Consider the following 15,753-nt stretch of genomic DNA (forward strand, 5'->3'; position numbering starts at 1 on the left):
CGCGCCGCCATTGGGCCGGTTCCTGAACCGCGGGCTTGTCCTCATGGATGCCGTGAGGACCAGGCGGATGCCGAGAGCGGTGCGCGAGCGGCGGATGCTCGACGCCGCCGTCCAGATCTTCGGGCGGCTCCGCCACACCGCCGCGTCGATGGACGAGACAGCCGAACCGGCGGGCGTCTCCAACCCGTTGGTCTGTATGTACCTGAACTCCAAGGAATCCCTCTTCACCACCTGCATCCGCCGCGAGGCCGCCGCCCTGACCGAGGCGGTCCGCTCCGGAGTCCGCCCGGGCTGCCCGCCGACCGTCAACTCTGGGCAGGTCTGCGGGTGTTCTTCACGCACACCGCGCGGCACCCGGAGGGCTGGGTGGTGCTCCGCCTTCAGGCCCGTACGAACGGGGCGCCGTTCGCGGCCGGGATCGCCGCGATGCGCGCGGAGATCGTGGAGTTCGTCACCCGGTTGATCCTCGTCGCCGCCCGTGAGGCCCACCGCGACCCGGTCTGCCGGAGCGCGAGGTCGCCGGGCTCGCCGAGGCCCTGGTCGGCGCCGCCGAGTCCCTCGCCGGTTGGGCCAACGCCCCCCCGGGCGTCCCGGCCCGCCGAGCGGCGGCGACCCTGATGAACTTCGCGCGGGCGAGCCTGGGCGACCTCATGGAGGACCGGCCCTGGACCCCGCTCGCCGGCGATCTCACCGCGCCGACCGCACTCACGTGAGCGGCGCAAGCACCGCGCCCCTCAGGTGGACCCGCTGCCCGGCGGGATCGCGCAGCTCGAAGCGGCCGATGCCGTCGGCGGCGTGGACGACCGTGCCCGGCAGCAGCACCGGGGATCCGAACTCCGCCCGTACCAGGGCGGCTTCGGGGGCGCCGTGGGCGGCGAGGCAGCGGGCGACGGTCCACATGCCGTGTGCGATCGCCCGCGGGAAGCCGAACAGGCGGGCGGTGAGCGGGTGGAGGTGGATCGGGTTGCGGTCACCGGAGGCGGCCGCGTAGCGCCGCCCCACGTCCGCTCCGAGGCGCCACTCGGCGACGGCGGGCAGGGGTTCGCGTTCCCGCCGCGCGCTCTCGGGTGCGGGCCTCTCGGTGCGGTGGCGGGCCAGGTACGTGCTCGTCGACTCCCATACGACGTCTCCGTCCGCCGCCCTCAGCACGGTGACGACGGCGGCCTCCGTGCCGCGCCGGTGCGGTGCCAACCCGGCGACGTGCACGGCAAGTTCGTACACGCCCGTGGCGGGCAGGACGGTGTGCCGGGTGATGTCGACCGAGGTGTGCACCAGCCCGAGCAGCGGCAGCGGGAAGTCCCCGCCGCTCATCAGGCTCATGGCCGCCGGGAAGCCGAGCACGTGCGGATAGGTGATCGGCAGCGCGTCGTCGCCGGTCGCGAAGCCGCACACCCGCTCGTAGGCGGCCAGCCGCGCGAGGTCGACGCGGACGGAGGGCAGCACGAGCCGGGTGCGGGGGACGGGGGCGTCAGGGCGGGCCCGTTTGAAGGGGGAGCGCAGGGCGCCACGGGCCAGAGCCGGCACCAGGCGGACGTCCGGCGCGGACACGGTGCGGGCGAAGCCCGTGAAGCGGTCGGCCAAGTCCCCTCTCCCCACAGGCTCACCTCACTCGTCCGAAAGTAAGGTTACCGGAGGTAAGGCTACGTCGGGGCGTGGACGTCCGGAGACCGAGCAGCGCGCAGCCCTGCCCCGGACCGTCTCCGGACCCTTCCCGAACCCGCACGAACTCCCCATCCCGGCCCCGTACGATCCGGTTTGCAACCGGCGGTAACACCCCAAGATGCGCACCACCGGTGAACGACTCGGTAAGCGCAGCGCGTACCACGTGCAGCAGAGCAGCGCGCAGCTGCAAGCCCCAGGAGCCGCCATGCCTCTCTCGTACTCGTACTCGTCCCCGTCCTCGTCGTCCCACGGCCCGGCCCCGTCCCCCGCGTCGGGGTTCGACTACGACCCCGACGCGGTCCCGGCGTTCGTGCCGCCGCAGACCCGCCGGCTGGACGGCGAGGTGCGCGAGGCGTACGTCCCCCCGCTGGTGCCGCCGGTGACGCACGGCTCGCTGGCCGACCTGCCGTTCGAGAACGCGGCCGCCGACCCCGGTCGCCAGGTCGTCAGCCGCCGGGACGCCGACGGCGGCTGGACGCATCTGACCGCCGCGCAGTTCGCCGACCAGGTACTGGCGATGGCCAAGGGCCTGATCGCGGCGGGCCTGGCGCCGGGCGACCGGATCGCGGTCATGGCGCGCACGAAGTACGAGTGGACCCTGCTGGACTTCGCCGCCTGGGCCGCCGGTCTGGTCACGGTCCCCGTCTACCCCACGTCCTCCGTCTTCCAGACCCGCTGGATCCTCCAGGACTCCGGCGCGGTCGCCCTGGTGACGGAGAAGGCCCGGCAGGCGGCGGCCCTCGGCCCGGAACGCGATCGCCTGATGGACCTGCGCCATGTGTGGGTCATGGAGAAGGGCCACCTCGACCGCCTGGCGGAGAGCGGCGCGGACGTCCCGGACCAGGAGGTCACCGTGCGCCGGGGCGTCCTGGGACCCGACACGCTCGCCACCCTGATCTACACCTCGGGCACGACCGGCCACCCCAAGGGCTGCGCGCTGAGCCACGGCAACTTCCTGGCGGAGGTCGACAACGCCATCGAGGTCCTCTACCCGGCCTTCAAGGCGAGGACGTCGGAGGAGGCCGCGACGCTGCTCTTCCTGCCCCTCTCCCACGTCTTCGGCCGTATGGTCGCGGTCGCCTGCGTCCGCGCGGGCGTCCGGCTGGGCCACGCGCCGAGCCTGAAGTCGGAGGACCTGCTGGAGGACCTGGCGAGCTTCCGGCCGACGTTCCTGCTGGCCATCCCGTACATGCTGGAGAAGGTCTACAACAACGCGCGCGCCACCGCCGAGCGCGGCGGCCGGGCGTCGTCCTTCGACCGCGCGGCCGACGTGGCCCGCCGCTACGGCGAGGCGGCCGAGGCCCGCCGGCATGGTACGGGCCCCGGCCCCAGCCGCGCCCTGAGGACGGCCCGCGCCTTCTACGACGTCCTCCTCTACCGCCGTATCCGGGCCGCCCTCGGCGGCCGCCTGCGCTATCTCATCTGCGGCGGCTCCCCGCTGGGCCGCCCCCTGGCCGCGTTCTACGAGGGCGCCGGCGTCGAGGTCTACGAGGGCTACGGCCTGACCGAGTCGACGGGCGCGGCCACGGTCACGCCGCCGCAGAAACCCCGTCTGGGCACGGTCGGCTGGCCGCTGCCGGGCACGCGGGTGCGCATCGCGGCGGACGGCGAGGTGCTGCTGGCCGGGGGCCAGGTCCTGCGCGGCTACTGGAACCCGCACGCGGGCGGGGTGGTGCCGGCGACGCACGACGGCTGGTTCCCGACGGGCGACATCGGCCGCCTGGACGACGACGGCTACCTGACGATCACGGGCCGGAAGAAGGAGATCCTGATCACCGCGGGCGGCAAGAACGTCGCCCCGGCCCCCCTGGAGAACTGGCTTCGCGCCCACCCGCTGATCTCCCAGTGCATGGTGCTGGGCGACCGCCGCCCCTACATCTCCGCCCTGATCACCCTGGACCCCGAAGGCATCGCCCACTGGCGGCAGATGAACGGCAGGCACCCCGTCCCCGCCGAACACCTCGTCGACGACCCCGAGTTGGCGGCGGTGCTGCAACGTGCCGTGAACGAGGCGAACAAACTCGTCTCCCGCCCGGAGTCCATCCGCCGCTTCGCCGTCCTACCCGTGGACTTCACGGAAGGGGAAGGCCACCTGACCCCGACGATGAAGCTCCGCCGGGAGGCGATCCTGCGCGACTTCGCACAAGAGGTGGAGGGCTTGTACGCGTAGCGTCCGCAATGGTGCGAACCGCCGCGGCGCCCCCCTCACGGCCGCCGCGGCCTTTGCCTTGCTCCGGTCGTCTCCGGGGCGGCGCGCCATTCATTTCCGGGACGGCCGGCGATGCCTCGAAAAGAGTTCGCCGGGAATTCACCGGGCGGTATGTCCGGAATCCGGACGCGCCGGCCGGGAAAAGGCAGGAGCCCCGTCGCCTGACGGCGCGGGGCTCCTTGGGTACTGCACTCAGAACGGATACTGCGCGCGAACGCTCAGACCGGGGTGACGTTCTCCGCCTGCGGGCCCTTCGGACCCTGGGTGACGTCGAAGCTCACCTGCTGGTTCTCTTCGAGAGAGCGGAAACCGGTCGCGTTGATTGCGGAGTAGTGGACGAAGACGTCGGGGCCGCCGCCTTCCTGGGCGATGAAACCAAAGCCCTTTTCGGCGTTGAACCACTTCACGGTTCCGGTAGCCATAAGCCCTCCTTGGGCTCAAAGGGTCGCCCTGCTCCAGAACCTGCAAGTGTGATAACGAAATCGCCGCACAACTGCATACGTCTGAAAACGACCAGAGCCCGCGGTCACATGCTCCGCAGGCTCTGTACTGCAAGGGAAACCAAACTGCAACTTGCTGGCGAGCCTAGCATGCGGGCTGCCGAATGCAATAGAGGTCAAGATCACTTCACTCGGATGTTTGAAGGCTCGGGTGAGAGGTTGACGCAGTGAGATCGACAGGGCCTCACAGGAGGATGGCGGGGACTCCGCCAATCGGGGTCCCCGGGGGCGGCGGCAGGGGCGGCGGGGGGACGGCGCCGCCCAGGGTCTAGCCTCACGATGTGGACAATTCTCGCACCCGGCCGCGCGTCGGCCACATCCAGTTCCTCAACTGCCTGCCCCTGTACTGGGGGCTCGCGAGAACCGGCACGCTCCTCGACTTCGAGCTGACGAAGGACACCCCGGAGAAGCTCAGCGAGCGGCTCGTGCGGGGAGAACTCGACATCGGGCCGATCACCCTCGTCGAGTTCCTCAAGCACGCGGACGACCTGGTCGCCTTTCCCGACATCGCCGTCGGCTGCGACGGACCGGTGATGTCGTGCGTGATCGTCTCGCAGGTCCCGCTGGACCGGCTCGACGGCGCCCGGGTCGCCCTCGGGTCGACCTCCCGGACCTCCGTCCGCCTCGCCCAGCTGCTGCTGGCCGAGCGGTACGGGGTGGCCCCCGACTACTACACCTGCCCGCCCGACCTCAGCCTGATGATGCAGGAGGCGGAGGCGGCGGTGCTCATCGGAGACGCCGCCCTGCGCGCCAACCTCCACGACGGCCCGCGCTACGGACTCGAGGTGCACGACCTCGGGCAGCTGTGGAAGGAGTGGACGGGACTGCCGTTCGTCTTCGCGATCTGGGCGGCGCGGCGCGACTACCTCGAGCGCGAGCCTGACATCACCGGCAAGGTGCACGAGGCCTTCCTGGCCTCCCGCAACCTGTCCCTGGAGGAGGTCACCAAGGTCGCCGAGCAGGCGGCCCGCTGGGAGGCCTTCGACCAGGAGGTCCTGGAGCGGTACTTCACCACCCTCGACTTCAGCTTCGGCGACCCGCAGCTCGCCGCCGTGGCCGAGTTCGCGCGGCGCGTCGGCCCGACGACCGGCTTCCCGGCGGACGTGAAGGTGGAGCTGCTGCGGCCGTAGCGCACTACCCTGCTGTGAGGCGTACGGGGGAGGGGGAGGACGCCATGCAGCCGCTCGAAGCAGACGAGCCCGCCACCGTGGGTCCCTACCGGCTGCTCGGCCGGCTGGGCTCCGGCGGCATGGGCCGTGTCTACCTGGGCCGCAGCGCGGGCGGCCGCACCGTCGCGGTGAAGATCGTGCACCCGCACTTCGCGCTCGACGAGGAGTTCCGCGCCCGGTTCCGCCGCGAGGTCGAGGCCGCGCGCCGGGTGGGCGGCGCCTGGACCGCGCCGGTCCTGGACGCCGACCCCGAGGCCCCGGTGCCGTGGGTGGCCACCGCCTACGCGGCCGGCCCCTCCCTGGCCGCCGCGATCGCGGACGCCGGCCCGCTGCCCGGGCACTCCGTACGGGCGCTGGGGGCGGTCCTGGCCGAGGCGCTGGCGGCGGTGCACGAACTGGGCCTGGTGCACCGGGACGTGAAGCCGTCCAACGTGCTGCTCACCCTCGACGGCCCGCTGCTCATCGACTTCGGCATCGCCCGCGCCACCGACGGCACCGCGTCCCTGACCTCGACCGGTGTCTCGGTCGGCTCGCCCGGCTACATGTCGCCCGAGCAGATCCTCGGCAAGGGCGTCACGGGCGCGGCGGACGTCTTCTCCCTGGGCGCGGTGCTGGTGCACGCCGCGACGGGCGAGCCCCCGTTCCCGGGCGACTCCTCGGCGGCCCTGCTGTACAAGGTCGTCCACGAGGAACCCGAACTGGGCTCTCTGGCAGGGGACTTGCGGGACCTGGCGGTGGCCTGCCTGGCCAAGGACCCCGGTGCCCGGCCCGGCCCGGGCGAGGTGGCACGCCGCCTCGCCCCCGAGGGCGCCTCCCTCCTGGTCGCGGCCGGCTGGCTCCCGTCCCGCCTGGTCGAACAGGTCAGCCGCAGCGCGGTGTCGCTGCTCAACCTGGAGGCGACGGCGGCGGAACCGCCATCTCAGCCGTCGTCCGGTCCGCTGGGGTTCAGCCGAGTCTCGGTGCCGGGCCCCGCCCCGGTCGCCACCGGTGAGCCCCCGCGGCCCACGGAAGCCGTACCCGGCGGCGCGTTCGGCCCGCCACCCCTCATGGGAGCCGCGGCCATGGGAGCTGCGGACATGAGAGCCGCGGACATGGGAGCCGTGGCGCCCCCCACCCACGCCGAGCCGCAGGACGCGCCCCCGCGGGGGACCACCGTGCCGGCCGGTCCCGGCAGGTTCTCCGTCACCGTGGCGGGCAAGGCGGCGCCCGGCGCCGACGGCCGGGGCCGCCGCCTGAGCTGCACCGTGGTCCTCGCGGTCGCGGGCGCGCTGGCGGCGGTGACCGTCGGTTCGCTGTGGCTGTTCCCGTTCCGGGACGACCTCGGCGACAGCGCCGGCGGGGCACCGACACCGGCCGCCACCGCGGGCGGCGACCACCGTTCCACCGGGCCGACCGCCACCGCCTCGCCCGTCCCCGCCCGCTACCTCGGCACCTGGGAGGGTCAGGGCACCGCCCTCGACGGCACCCTGCCCCTCGGCGACTTCCGGCTGACCGTCCACCAGGCCGCCGTGGGCCGGGAACTGGGCACCCTCCGCCAGACGGACCAGCTCGGCGGCGTCTGCGACGACGTACTCACCCTGAAACAGGTGACGAACACCCAGCTGGTCGCCGTCTCCCGCGGCGCCAAGACCAACCACGCGGGCTGCAACCCCGCCCCGCACACGGTCCGCCTCACCCCGGTCGACGACGACCTCAAGTACACGGCGGAAAGCTCGGCGGAGGGGGATCCGGTGGCGCGGTTGTCGAGGGCCAAGTAGCCCCAGAAAAGGGCGGATCCAGCAAATCTCCCCGTTTGCGGCCCGATGATCTCTCCCGCCTCCGCTGTCACTACTGTGTCTGCTGCAGCGAACGACAGCACGCCAACCGCCCACGCCGCGGTGCAGCACAGGGCAACGCGGAAGGACGGGTGAGCCCTGTGGGAAGTTGCCGGAGCATACAGTGCGTACCTTGACGGTCCGACTCGCGCGGCTCGCGGTGGCATACGAATCGGCGGCCAACGACGGAACCGGTCGCGCCGTACCGATTCTCACGCACGACGGCCTGCTCCTGATCCACGGCGACCCACTCGTGGCGAACGACGTGAAGACCAGTAGGACTCTGAGAGGGCATCGGCCGAGAGCGGCAAACCGGGCTGCCACTAGTCTCCGTCAGCTGTATCAACGAATGTGGCCACAGATGCCAACGGGGAGGAAGACCATCATGCAGACGCTAGTCACGGTCGTGCGCGAGGGTGGTGAGCCGCACGACGTCGTGGTCACTACCGACGACACGGCTACCGCCGGAGACGTTGCGGAGGCGCTGAGGGCGGCTCTCGAACACCCGGTGGGCCCATCAGGTGAAACCCGGGGAAACGTCGTGCCGATGCCCGGCAGATCCCCTGCCTTCTTGCCCGACTACGACGCCGCGGCATCCGGGACGCTGTCGCTGTGGGCGGACGGCGTCCCCTGCGACCAGGACGCCCCTGCGGTCACCGTGCTGCGCGACGGCATGCGCGTCTCCGTCGATGACTCGATAGGCCCACTTCTGCGTCGGGGCGAGCCGGTTGGTCAGTACGAGCTCAGGGTCGCAGCCGGCCCGGGGTCGGGCCGGGTGATCCGGCTCGGTGTCGGTGCGGCCACCGTCGGATCGGCGCCCACCTGCTCGCTCTCCTTGCCGGACGCCGCTGTGCCGCCGGTCGCGCTACGGCTCACAATCGATGTGCGGGGCACCGCCACACTCAGCCCTGAAGGCAGCAATGACGTACGACTGGACGACGAGTCGGCGGGGGCCGGGAGGACCTGGCCGTTCGGCGGTGTCGTACGCGTCGGAGATTCGCTCCTGGTCCTGGACAAGGTGTCCGAGCCCGACGCACATCTGTCCCCGATGAGCGAGGGCGGCCTCGCCTACAACCGTCCCCCGCGCCTTTCCTCACTGCGCCCCCGACGACGACTCGTTGTGCCGGTGCCACCCACGAAGGGAGAGCGGGCACGCTTCCAGTTCCTCATGGCGTTCATGCCCCTGCTCTTCGGGCTGGGTATGTACTTCGTCACCAAGCAGATCTACATGCTGGCGTTCTGTCTCATGAGCCCGCTGATGATGGCGGGCCAGTGGCTGAGCGAGAACCGTGAGGGCAAGAAGAAGCACAAGACCTCACTCAAGCAGTACAAGAAGGACCTCGCCGCTCACCAGGCCGAACTGGCCATGCTGGGCAAGGAGGAGCAGCGCGCTCGCCGCGAGGACACCCCCGACCCGGCCGAGATCCTGCTCTTCGCCACCGGTCCGCGCCGCCGCCTCTGGGAGCGCCGGCTCACGGACCCGGACGCGATGCAGCTGAGAGTCGGGGTCGGCGGCCTGCCCTCCGACGTCGAACTCGTGCTCGCGAACGGCGGCACGTCGATCGGCGAGGACGCTCCGGAGCCTCCGGTCCTGCCGGATGTGCCGGTCACCCTCCCCTTCGCCCGGATCGGAGTCGTCGGCATCGCCGGCGACCGGGCTCGAGCTCTCGCCACGGCCCGGTGGCTCGGCGTGCAGGCCGCCGTCCTCCACAGCCCCCGGGACCTCTCGCTCGTGACGCTCGCTGCCTCCCCGGCCGCCGGAGCCGAATGGCAGTGGACGCACTGGCTGCCCCACACCAACCCGGATCAGGGGCAGGACTGCGTCGCGTTGGTCGGTTTCGACTCGGAGGGCATCACCCGTCGGGTCAACGAGCTCCTCAACGAACTGGCCCGCCGCAAGGCGGCTCGCGATCAGAACAACATGACGGGTCAGCTGTACCCGGACCCCAATATCCTGTTGGTCCTCGACGGAGCACGCCTTCTGCGCCGGGTACCGGGCATGCCCCAACTCCTGACCGAGGGACCGCAGTACGGCATCCTCGCCCTCTGCATCGACGAGGACGAGCGCCTGCTGCCCGAGGAGTGCAAGGCCGTCGTGGCCTGGTCACCCGAAGCGGCGCACCATGTGAGAGTGCGCGGGTACGGCCTGGAGTCCGTCGGAGACGTCCTGGCCGACCAGGTCACACCGGAGTGGTGCGAACTGCTCGCCCGGTCCCTCGCGCCCGTGCGTGATGTCAGCCGTGACGACGCCAACAGCAGCCTGCCCACCTCTGCCCGGTTGCTGAGTCTGCTGGGGCTGCCCGATCCCACGGGCATGGATGTGGAGCGCATCTGGAAGACGCGCGGGTCGACGACGGCCGCGCCCGTCGGCATCGCGGCGGACGGGCCGTTCGTCCTGGACATCCGGCGAGACGGTCCGCACGCACTGGTCGCAGGTACGACGGGTGCCGGCAAGTCCGAGCTCCTGCAGACGATCATCGCCTCGCTCGCCGTCGCCAACCGTCCCGACGCCCTGAACTACGTCCTCATCGATTACAAGGGCGGCAGCGCGTTCATGGACTGCGCCCGGCTGCCGCACACAGTCGGCATGGTCAGCGATCTGGACGCGCACCTGACCGAGCGGGCCCTGGCATCCCTCGCGGCCGAGCTGCACCGCCGGGAGAAGATCCTTTTCGATGCCGCCGCCAAGGACATTGAGGACTACAACGACACGCGCAAGATCCGCCCCGAGCTCGAGCCGATGCCTCGGCTCGTCCTGGTCATCGATGAGTTCGCCTCGCTCGTCGCCGAACTACCCGACTTCGTCGCGGGCCTTGTCGACATCGCCCGCCGTGGCCGTTCCCTCGGTGTGCACCTGATCCTGGCCACGCAGCGGCCGGCGGGTGTGGTCAGCGCGGACATCCGCGCCAACACCAACCTGCGGATCGCGCTACGCGTGACGGACGCCTCGGAGTCCATGGACGTCATCGACGCCCCCGACTCGGGCGCCATCGCGAAGTCCACCCCCGGACGCATGTACGTCCGCTCCGGTGCCCAGTCCCTGGTCGGCGTGCAGTCGGCGCGTATCGGCGGCCGCCGCCCCGCCACGGGCCGTACCGGCCCCAGGGCGACGCTGCTCCACCTGCCCTGGAATTCCTACGGCCGCCCGCTGCCGAAAGCGGCGGAGTCCGAGGACGACGGCACCATGGTCACCGACTTGGCGGTTCTCGTCGACGCTGTGGCGGACGGCGCGGTGCGGATGGGCTTCGGGGAGCAGCGCAGCCCGTGGCTGGAGCCGCTGGCACAGAAGGTGACGTTGGAAGAACTGGCCACATACGGCAAGGCCCCTTCGGCTCAGAAGGAACACGGCGAGGATGTGCCGCCCATTCCCTTCGGCCTGATCGACCTCCCGACCCAGCAGAGCCGTAGGCCCATGGTCCTGGACCTTGTGCACGGCGAGCACACGATGCTGGTGGGCGGTGCGCGCTGTGGCCGCTCGACAGCCCTGCGCACGCTGGCCGGCTCCCTGGCCCGCACCACCTCCCCGCATGACGTGCACGTCTACGGCATCGACTGCGGTTCCAACGCACTGCTGCCGTTGATGCGCCTGCCGCACGTCGGGGCCGTGGTCAGCCGCGACGAGCCCGACCGGGTGCGGCGCCTGATCGAGCGGCTGTTGGCCGAGATCGCGAGGCGTCAGCAACTGCTGGCCATGGAAGGCACCTCCAGCGCCGCGGAACAGCGCGCAGCCGCGGTGCCCGAGGAGCGGCTCCCGTGGATGGTGCTGCTTCTCGACAGCTGGGAAGGCTTCACCTCCACCTTTGAGAATTTCAACTACGGTCAGATGATCGAGCTGATGCAGCGGATCTTCCGTGAAGGCTCCGCGGTGGGCCTGAAGGTCGTCATGACCGCCGACCGCAGTGGCCTGAGCGGGCACGTCTCCTCCGCCTTCGCCGACCGGCTCGTTCTGCGTTTCGCCGATCCGAACGACTACTCCGCGGCCGGCCTCCAAGCTCGCGAAGTGCCCAAGAACATGCCGCCCGGCCGTGCCCTGCGCGTCACCGACGACGGTGTCGACGAGACCCAGATTGCTCTACTGGACGACGATCCCTCGGGCCAGGTCCAGGTCCGTGCGTTGCGAGCCATCGCGGAGGAGGCCGCGTCGCGCCACGGCCGTTTGCTCGCCGGGCACCGCCCCATGCGGGTAGACGCGCTGCCTTCCCGGATCACGGCCTCCGAGGCGCTGGCCTTGGACCCCGAATTCGCACCCCCGTCGCCACTGTGGGCACTTCTGGGCGTCGGTGGCGACGAACTGCGTCCAGTCGGCATCGACCTGGAGGAGAACGGTCCGGGCTTCGTCATCGCAGGCCCGCCGAAGTCCGGCCGTTCGACCCTGTTGAGGGCCGCCACCCAGTCACTCCTGGCGGCCGGTACCCACGTAGTCGTCGTCACCCCGCGCCGTTCACCGCTGCGAGCTCTGGAGGGGCGTGCCGGTGTCCTTGGATTCCTCAACGCCGACAGCCGAGAGGAAGACCTCGACGAGCTGGTCGAGAACCTTGAGGGGGGCCCGTACGTCGTCGTCGTCGACGACGCGGAGCTCCTCTACGACACTCGGCTCGACGAGGCCTTGGAGAGCGTGGTCCGCAAGGGTGGGGACGGAGGCCTCGGGCTCATCGCCGCCGGCATGACGGACAGCCTTTCGGGCCAGTATCGCGGCTTCGCCACGGAGGCCCGCAAGTCCCGAAACGGCTTGCTCCTCACCCCTCAAAGCCCCTCGGACGGCGAACTGTTCGGCATCCGGCTCCCGGCGAACAGCGGCGGCGGACCGGTCGGCAGCGGGCTGTTCGTGTCGGCAGGCTCGTTCATGCCCGTCCAGGCCGTCATGAACGACTGACGACACGGCGGCACAGGGGCCGGGGCTCCGTCCGAGCGGACGGGGCCCCGGCCGCCCCTTGGTGGCGGCCGGGAATTGCGGGGAAGTTGCCAAGGTCGGTACCTGGGTCGGCCAGAAGTTCGGTGGCTAACCAGGGCTTTGAGACGGAGAATCGTTCTCGTGGGGAAAAAGAAGCGATCGCGGGATGACTGGACACCGCCACCGAAATCGGCCGAACGGCTTTCTGCTGAGGCCGAGTTGCGCAAGGTCCGCGCCGGTGAGCGGCAGGCGCCACTGCCGCAGCGACGGCTTGTCGCGGCCATCTTCCTCATGGCCGTGGCTGCCATCGGGGCCTTCCTGGTGCTCTGGCTTCCCTCGCACTCGCTCGTGGACGACCTGCGTTCCCGAGGAGTGTCGGTTGCCGCCGAAATCGTGGCCTCGCCGCGGGACAGGTTCGGTAGTCCGGGAAATATCAGGATCCGGTTCAACGATCCCAAGCGCGGTACGCAAGAGACCGCTCTCAGTGACTGGGGAGGAAGGCGTCCTGCTGGTCTGGTCGCGGGTTCCTCCGTGTCTGTGACCTATGACCCTCGGGACCCGAGCAGGGTGCTGACGACGAAGTGGGTGCAGAATCCGCCGGCTATGACACTGCCCATGCTGGTTTCGCTGCTGCTGGCCCCAGTCTTGCTGGCTGGTGCGATCTTCGTTGCGATACGGCGTCGCGCGGTGCTGAAGGCGTCAAAGGCTGAAAGGTGACAGGGATGACGGATTCCGAACCTGAAGTCGCAAACCTCTGAAAAGCGGACCGAGAAGTTGCGCCGCGATCTCGCGAGAGACGTCGATTCTCTCACGAAGGCGTTGCAAGGGCCGACACGGGACATCGGCGGCGACAAGGTCTGGGTCGGAAAGAACGCTCGCGCCTGGCATCGGGAACTGGAAGGTCGTCACAAGAAGTTGGGTGAAGAGGTGGGCAAGCTGCTCCCCAATGCCGACGCTGCCATCCGTAACGAGCCCGACAAGGTCCCAGCGGCCGAAACCCGGCTGTACCAGAAGGGTGTTTGGCCCGCCGGAGCGCGTACACGTACCACCAGTGCACCGGCCCCCCGCCGCGACGGCCTGGGGGTCCCGGTGCACTGACATAATGCGGCACAAGCAAGGGCCGCCTGGGAATCAGGTGGCGCGCTCGATGTTGTCGGCGCTCGTGTTGGCCGACTTGCTGGCGTCGTGCAGGGTGTCGACCCACTTCGAGAACGTCGGCTTTACGTCGTGCCAGTCCTGGCGGAACCGGTCGGCCTTCGGGCCCTTCCAGTAGCTCTCGCTGCTGCCTGTCGCCGAGTCCAGCTCCTTGATGAGCACCTGCAGATCGTGAGACTTGCGGGCGTAGAGCTTGGAGAGCTCCCGCAGCCGGTGGAGATCTGCACCGCGATCCATAGCGACCAACCCCGTCTGGTTCAAAAGCAAGCGGACTGTCCGTTTGCGACAGTGGACGCTACCGCACCATCGATGGTCCTCGTCCAGCGCTGCAGGAGATCGGGACATCTGGTGAACGAACGGTGATGGTCCGGGCCGTGGGGCCGCGCGGAGCGAGTGGGGCGGCGTCAGTATGCTGAAGTCCCGAGACAGCGGGGGAGGCTGCTATGGCAAATCCTGATATTCAGGAACTCAACCGTCGTGCCAGCCAGTTGAGGTCGCTGGCCGACCACATCGACTCGCTCGTCGACACTGCCAAGAAGCACGCGACCACGGGGATGAAGACCTGGTCGGGCCCGAACGCGGACAACGTGCGCGGCAAGCTGAAGAGCTGGCAGACGACGTGTGGGACGGTTGCGAAGGCGCTGCGGGACGAAGCGCACCAGTGCACCCAGGACGCCAACGACCTGCAGCAAAAGAAGAAGTGAGTCGGCGCCGCCGCCTCAGGGGAGGAATCCAGACCAGTGCCCTCGTACGACAGCTCGCGAGCACGCTTCCGGCTGGCCGACCGTCACATCGCCGTCTTCGCCCACCTGCTGGACGGCGAGACGCCTCCTGAGGAATTGTGGGAGTCGTTGGTCGAGCTCCAGCGCATAGGTCTGGTGGGAGAAGAGGGTGAACTGGCCCCTCTGCTCCGCGACCTGCTCGGTACCCTGGCGGACCCGATGGTCATGGTCCAAGTGGAAATCACCGGCGAGCACGGTCCGGTCAACCACGGTGTGGTCGTCGGCCAGGAGGCGGTGATCTCGCACGACGGCTGGCCGGGCGAGGAGGAGTCCGAGTACGTCTCCATCGAGCCCAACACACTCGTGTGGGAACTGTCCCGCAAAGTCAACCTGCACCGCGGGGACAAGCTCGAGGAAGGTGCCCCCGAGGTCCGCATCGAGACGACGATGGCAGCGCTGGACGCCGCGTTCGTGGCACTCGAGGAGCCGGGCGCCGACGACGACGAGACGCGCGCACTGGTGCGCAAGGCGCTGGCCGACGCCGACGCCGGTCTCAAGGACCCGCAACTCGCTCAGTTCCTGGATCTGGTCGTCTCCCTCAATGCCACTTGGCGTATCACGACGGCCTGGGACGGCGAGCACGACGGCGAGCGCGCCGCGATGATCCGAGCACTGGCCGTCTGGGACTGCGGTCCACTCGGTCACTGGATCCGGGAACAGCCGGAAGAGCCCATCATGCCGGGCCAGGTAGGCCCGGACAGTCCACTCGTCCTGGTGAAATCCAATTCCGCCGAGGTCTGGGACAAGATCACGGACCTGCTGCCGGACAGGAACGAGCTCCTGATCGACAGCGAGTGACGACGCGCCGCGACGCCGGGAAGCACTGAAGGACCGATCAACACGATGACCACCTGGAAGAGTGAGCGGCCGAGGACCGGGCCGGAGACCGCACTGCACGTGGCGAGGCCGCGTCGGTGGCCCGGCACCATGGCCATCCTGATTCTCACTCCAGCAGCGATGGCGGGCTGTTCATGGCTCGCACAGAAGCAGGGGACGCTCGTGCTCCTCCTCGGAGCGTTCGTGGCAATGGTCGTCCTGGTCATCGCCTGGACGATGTGCGGTGCGGGGCCGGGTGCCCTCGTGGCAGTCTCCGGCTTTGCCTTCATGCTCTTCGTCGGACCCGCACTGGACGACTACGTCTTGGACCAGCGCGGGCTGAGGCAAGACGCGGTGATAGTCAAGATCGGCGCCTATCACACAAGACACACAAGATCCGACGGACGGACGTGCACGGTCGTGCCGCTGGACACGGTAGAGGCCGGCTCCCGCTTCTACGACGTGGACGGTACCGACGGTTGCGGTGACGAACTCAAGACCGGACAGCGCGTCATGCTGGTGACCGACCCGCAGGACTGGCTCGCCCCGCGGTTGGGCACGGACGTTACCGGGGTGTCCCCGTCTCAGGTGTGGATCAGCGGCGGGTTGCTCGTTTTGATGGAGGCTTTCATCCTGCACGGGCGCCTGCGGCGGCGGGCGTAGCTCATCCCGCTCCGCGCTGTCAGAACCAGTTCATTGGATTCACCTTGGACTTGGCGATGCTCTTGCCCAGGTCCTTCGTCTTGCTTCCCACC

12 protein-coding genes and 1 pseudogene are annotated in these 15,753 nt (G+C 69.9%); 10 read left to right on the top strand and 3 right to left on the bottom strand.

Annotated features, from left to right (window positions below; all coding sequences use genetic code 11):
- Window positions 1-43 precede the first annotated feature (43 nt).
- Window positions 44-713, top strand: a pseudogene (locus ACWC91_RS34430) (TetR/AcrR family transcriptional regulator).
- Here ACWC91_RS34430 and ACWC91_RS34435 read toward each other — a convergent pair.
- Window positions 706-1,548: a MaoC family dehydratase gene (locus ACWC91_RS34435; RefSeq protein ID WP_450644055.1), complete on the bottom strand. Its 843-nt coding sequence runs from the start codon at window positions 1,546-1,548 to the stop codon at window positions 706-708. The pseudogene ACWC91_RS34430 and the gene ACWC91_RS34435 overlap by 8 nt on opposite strands.
- 319 nt (window positions 1,549-1,867) lie before the next feature.
- On the opposite strand from ACWC91_RS34435, the gene ACWC91_RS34440 reads away from it, so the two are divergent.
- Window positions 1,868-3,832, top strand: a complete 1,965-nt coding sequence (locus tag ACWC91_RS34440) for an AMP-dependent synthetase/ligase (protein ID WP_450644051.1) — start codon at window positions 1,868-1,870, stop codon at window positions 3,830-3,832.
- 257 nt (window positions 3,833-4,089) lie between these two features.
- Here the strand turns inward: ACWC91_RS34440 and ACWC91_RS34445 are convergent, their stop codons facing one another.
- Window positions 4,090-4,293 (bottom strand): cold-shock protein, encoded by a 204-nt coding sequence (locus ACWC91_RS34445; protein ID WP_004984723.1) that lies wholly within the window; start codon window positions 4,291-4,293, stop codon window positions 4,090-4,092.
- 359 nt (window positions 4,294-4,652) lie between these two features.
- Here ACWC91_RS34445 and ACWC91_RS34450 point away from each other — a divergent pair, with 359 nt between their 5' ends.
- The 5 genes from ACWC91_RS34450 to ACWC91_RS34470 all read left to right on the top strand — a co-directional run bounded on the left by ACWC91_RS34450 (window position 4,653) and on the right by ACWC91_RS34470 (window position 13,343).
- A complete protein-coding gene (locus ACWC91_RS34450; protein ID WP_141359491.1) occupies window positions 4,653-5,501 on the top strand; it encodes a menaquinone biosynthetic enzyme MqnA/MqnD family protein in 849 nt (282 codons plus the stop codon).
- 44 nt (window positions 5,502-5,545) lie between these two features.
- Window positions 5,546-7,297, top strand: coding sequence for a protein kinase domain-containing protein (locus tag ACWC91_RS34455; protein ID WP_450644053.1), 1,752 nt, complete (start codon window positions 5,546-5,548; stop codon window positions 7,295-7,297).
- 442 nt (window positions 7,298-7,739) lie between these two features.
- Window positions 7,740-12,227 (top strand): FtsK/SpoIIIE domain-containing protein, encoded by a 4,488-nt coding sequence (locus ACWC91_RS34460; protein WP_450644057.1) that lies wholly within the window; start codon window positions 7,740-7,742, stop codon window positions 12,225-12,227.
- Window positions 12,228-12,386: 159 nt separating this feature from the next.
- Complete coding sequence (locus ACWC91_RS34465) at window positions 12,387-12,962, top strand: DUF3592 domain-containing protein (RefSeq protein ID WP_225078091.1); 576 nt, start codon at window positions 12,387-12,389, stop codon at window positions 12,960-12,962.
- Window positions 12,963-13,019: 57 nt separating this feature from the next.
- A complete protein-coding gene (locus tag ACWC91_RS34470; protein WP_225078090.1) occupies window positions 13,020-13,343 on the top strand; it encodes a hypothetical protein in 324 nt (107 codons plus the stop codon).
- Window positions 13,344-13,376: 33 nt separating this feature from the next.
- On the opposite strand, the gene ACWC91_RS34475 is transcribed toward ACWC91_RS34470, so the two are convergent.
- Window positions 13,377-13,637: a WXG100 family type VII secretion target gene (locus ACWC91_RS34475; protein ID WP_141359484.1), complete on the bottom strand. Its 261-nt coding sequence runs from the start codon at window positions 13,635-13,637 to the stop codon at window positions 13,377-13,379.
- A gap of 206 nt (window positions 13,638-13,843) precedes the next feature.
- Between ACWC91_RS34475 and ACWC91_RS34480 the strand changes: the two genes are divergently transcribed.
- The 3 genes from ACWC91_RS34480 to ACWC91_RS34490 are packed head-to-tail and all read left to right on the top strand — an operon-like array spanning window position 13,844 to window position 15,661.
- A complete protein-coding gene (locus tag ACWC91_RS34480) occupies window positions 13,844-14,104 on the top strand; it encodes a WXG100 family type VII secretion target (RefSeq protein WP_225078089.1) in 261 nt (86 codons plus the stop codon).
- 36 nt (window positions 14,105-14,140) lie between these two features.
- Window positions 14,141-14,980 (top strand): hypothetical protein, encoded by an 840-nt coding sequence (locus tag ACWC91_RS34485; protein ID WP_450644967.1) that lies wholly within the window; start codon window positions 14,141-14,143, stop codon window positions 14,978-14,980.
- A gap of 45 nt (window positions 14,981-15,025) precedes the next feature.
- Complete coding sequence (locus ACWC91_RS34490) at window positions 15,026-15,661, top strand: hypothetical protein (protein ID WP_450726182.1); 636 nt, start codon at window positions 15,026-15,028, stop codon at window positions 15,659-15,661.
- The last annotated feature ends 92 nt before the right edge of the window (window positions 15,662-15,753 follow it).

This window comes from Streptomyces sp. NPDC001204, assembly GCF_053598035.1.

Excerpts from the sequence above, each read along its gene's own strand:
- ACWC91_RS34455 (WP_450644053.1), top strand. The coding sequence starts at position 5,546 with ATGCAGCCGCTCGAAGCAGACGAGCCCGCCACCGTGGGTCCCTACCGG.
- ACWC91_RS34490 (WP_450726182.1), top strand. The coding sequence starts at position 15,026 with ATGACCACCTGGAAGAGTGAGCGGCCGAGGACCGGGCCGGAGACCGCA.
- ACWC91_RS34475 (WP_141359484.1), bottom strand. The coding sequence starts at position 13,637 with ATGGATCGCGGTGCAGATCTCCACCGGCTGCGGGAGCTCTCCAAGCTC.
- ACWC91_RS34445 (WP_004984723.1), bottom strand. The coding sequence starts at position 4,293 with ATGGCTACCGGAACCGTGAAGTGGTTCAACGCCGAAAAGGGCTTTGGT.
- ACWC91_RS34460 (WP_450644057.1), top strand. The coding sequence starts at position 7,740 with ATGCAGACGCTAGTCACGGTCGTGCGCGAGGGTGGTGAGCCGCACGAC.
- ACWC91_RS34440 (WP_450644051.1), top strand. The coding sequence starts at position 1,868 with ATGCCTCTCTCGTACTCGTACTCGTCCCCGTCCTCGTCGTCCCACGGC.
- ACWC91_RS34480 (WP_225078089.1), top strand. The coding sequence starts at position 13,844 with ATGGCAAATCCTGATATTCAGGAACTCAACCGTCGTGCCAGCCAGTTG.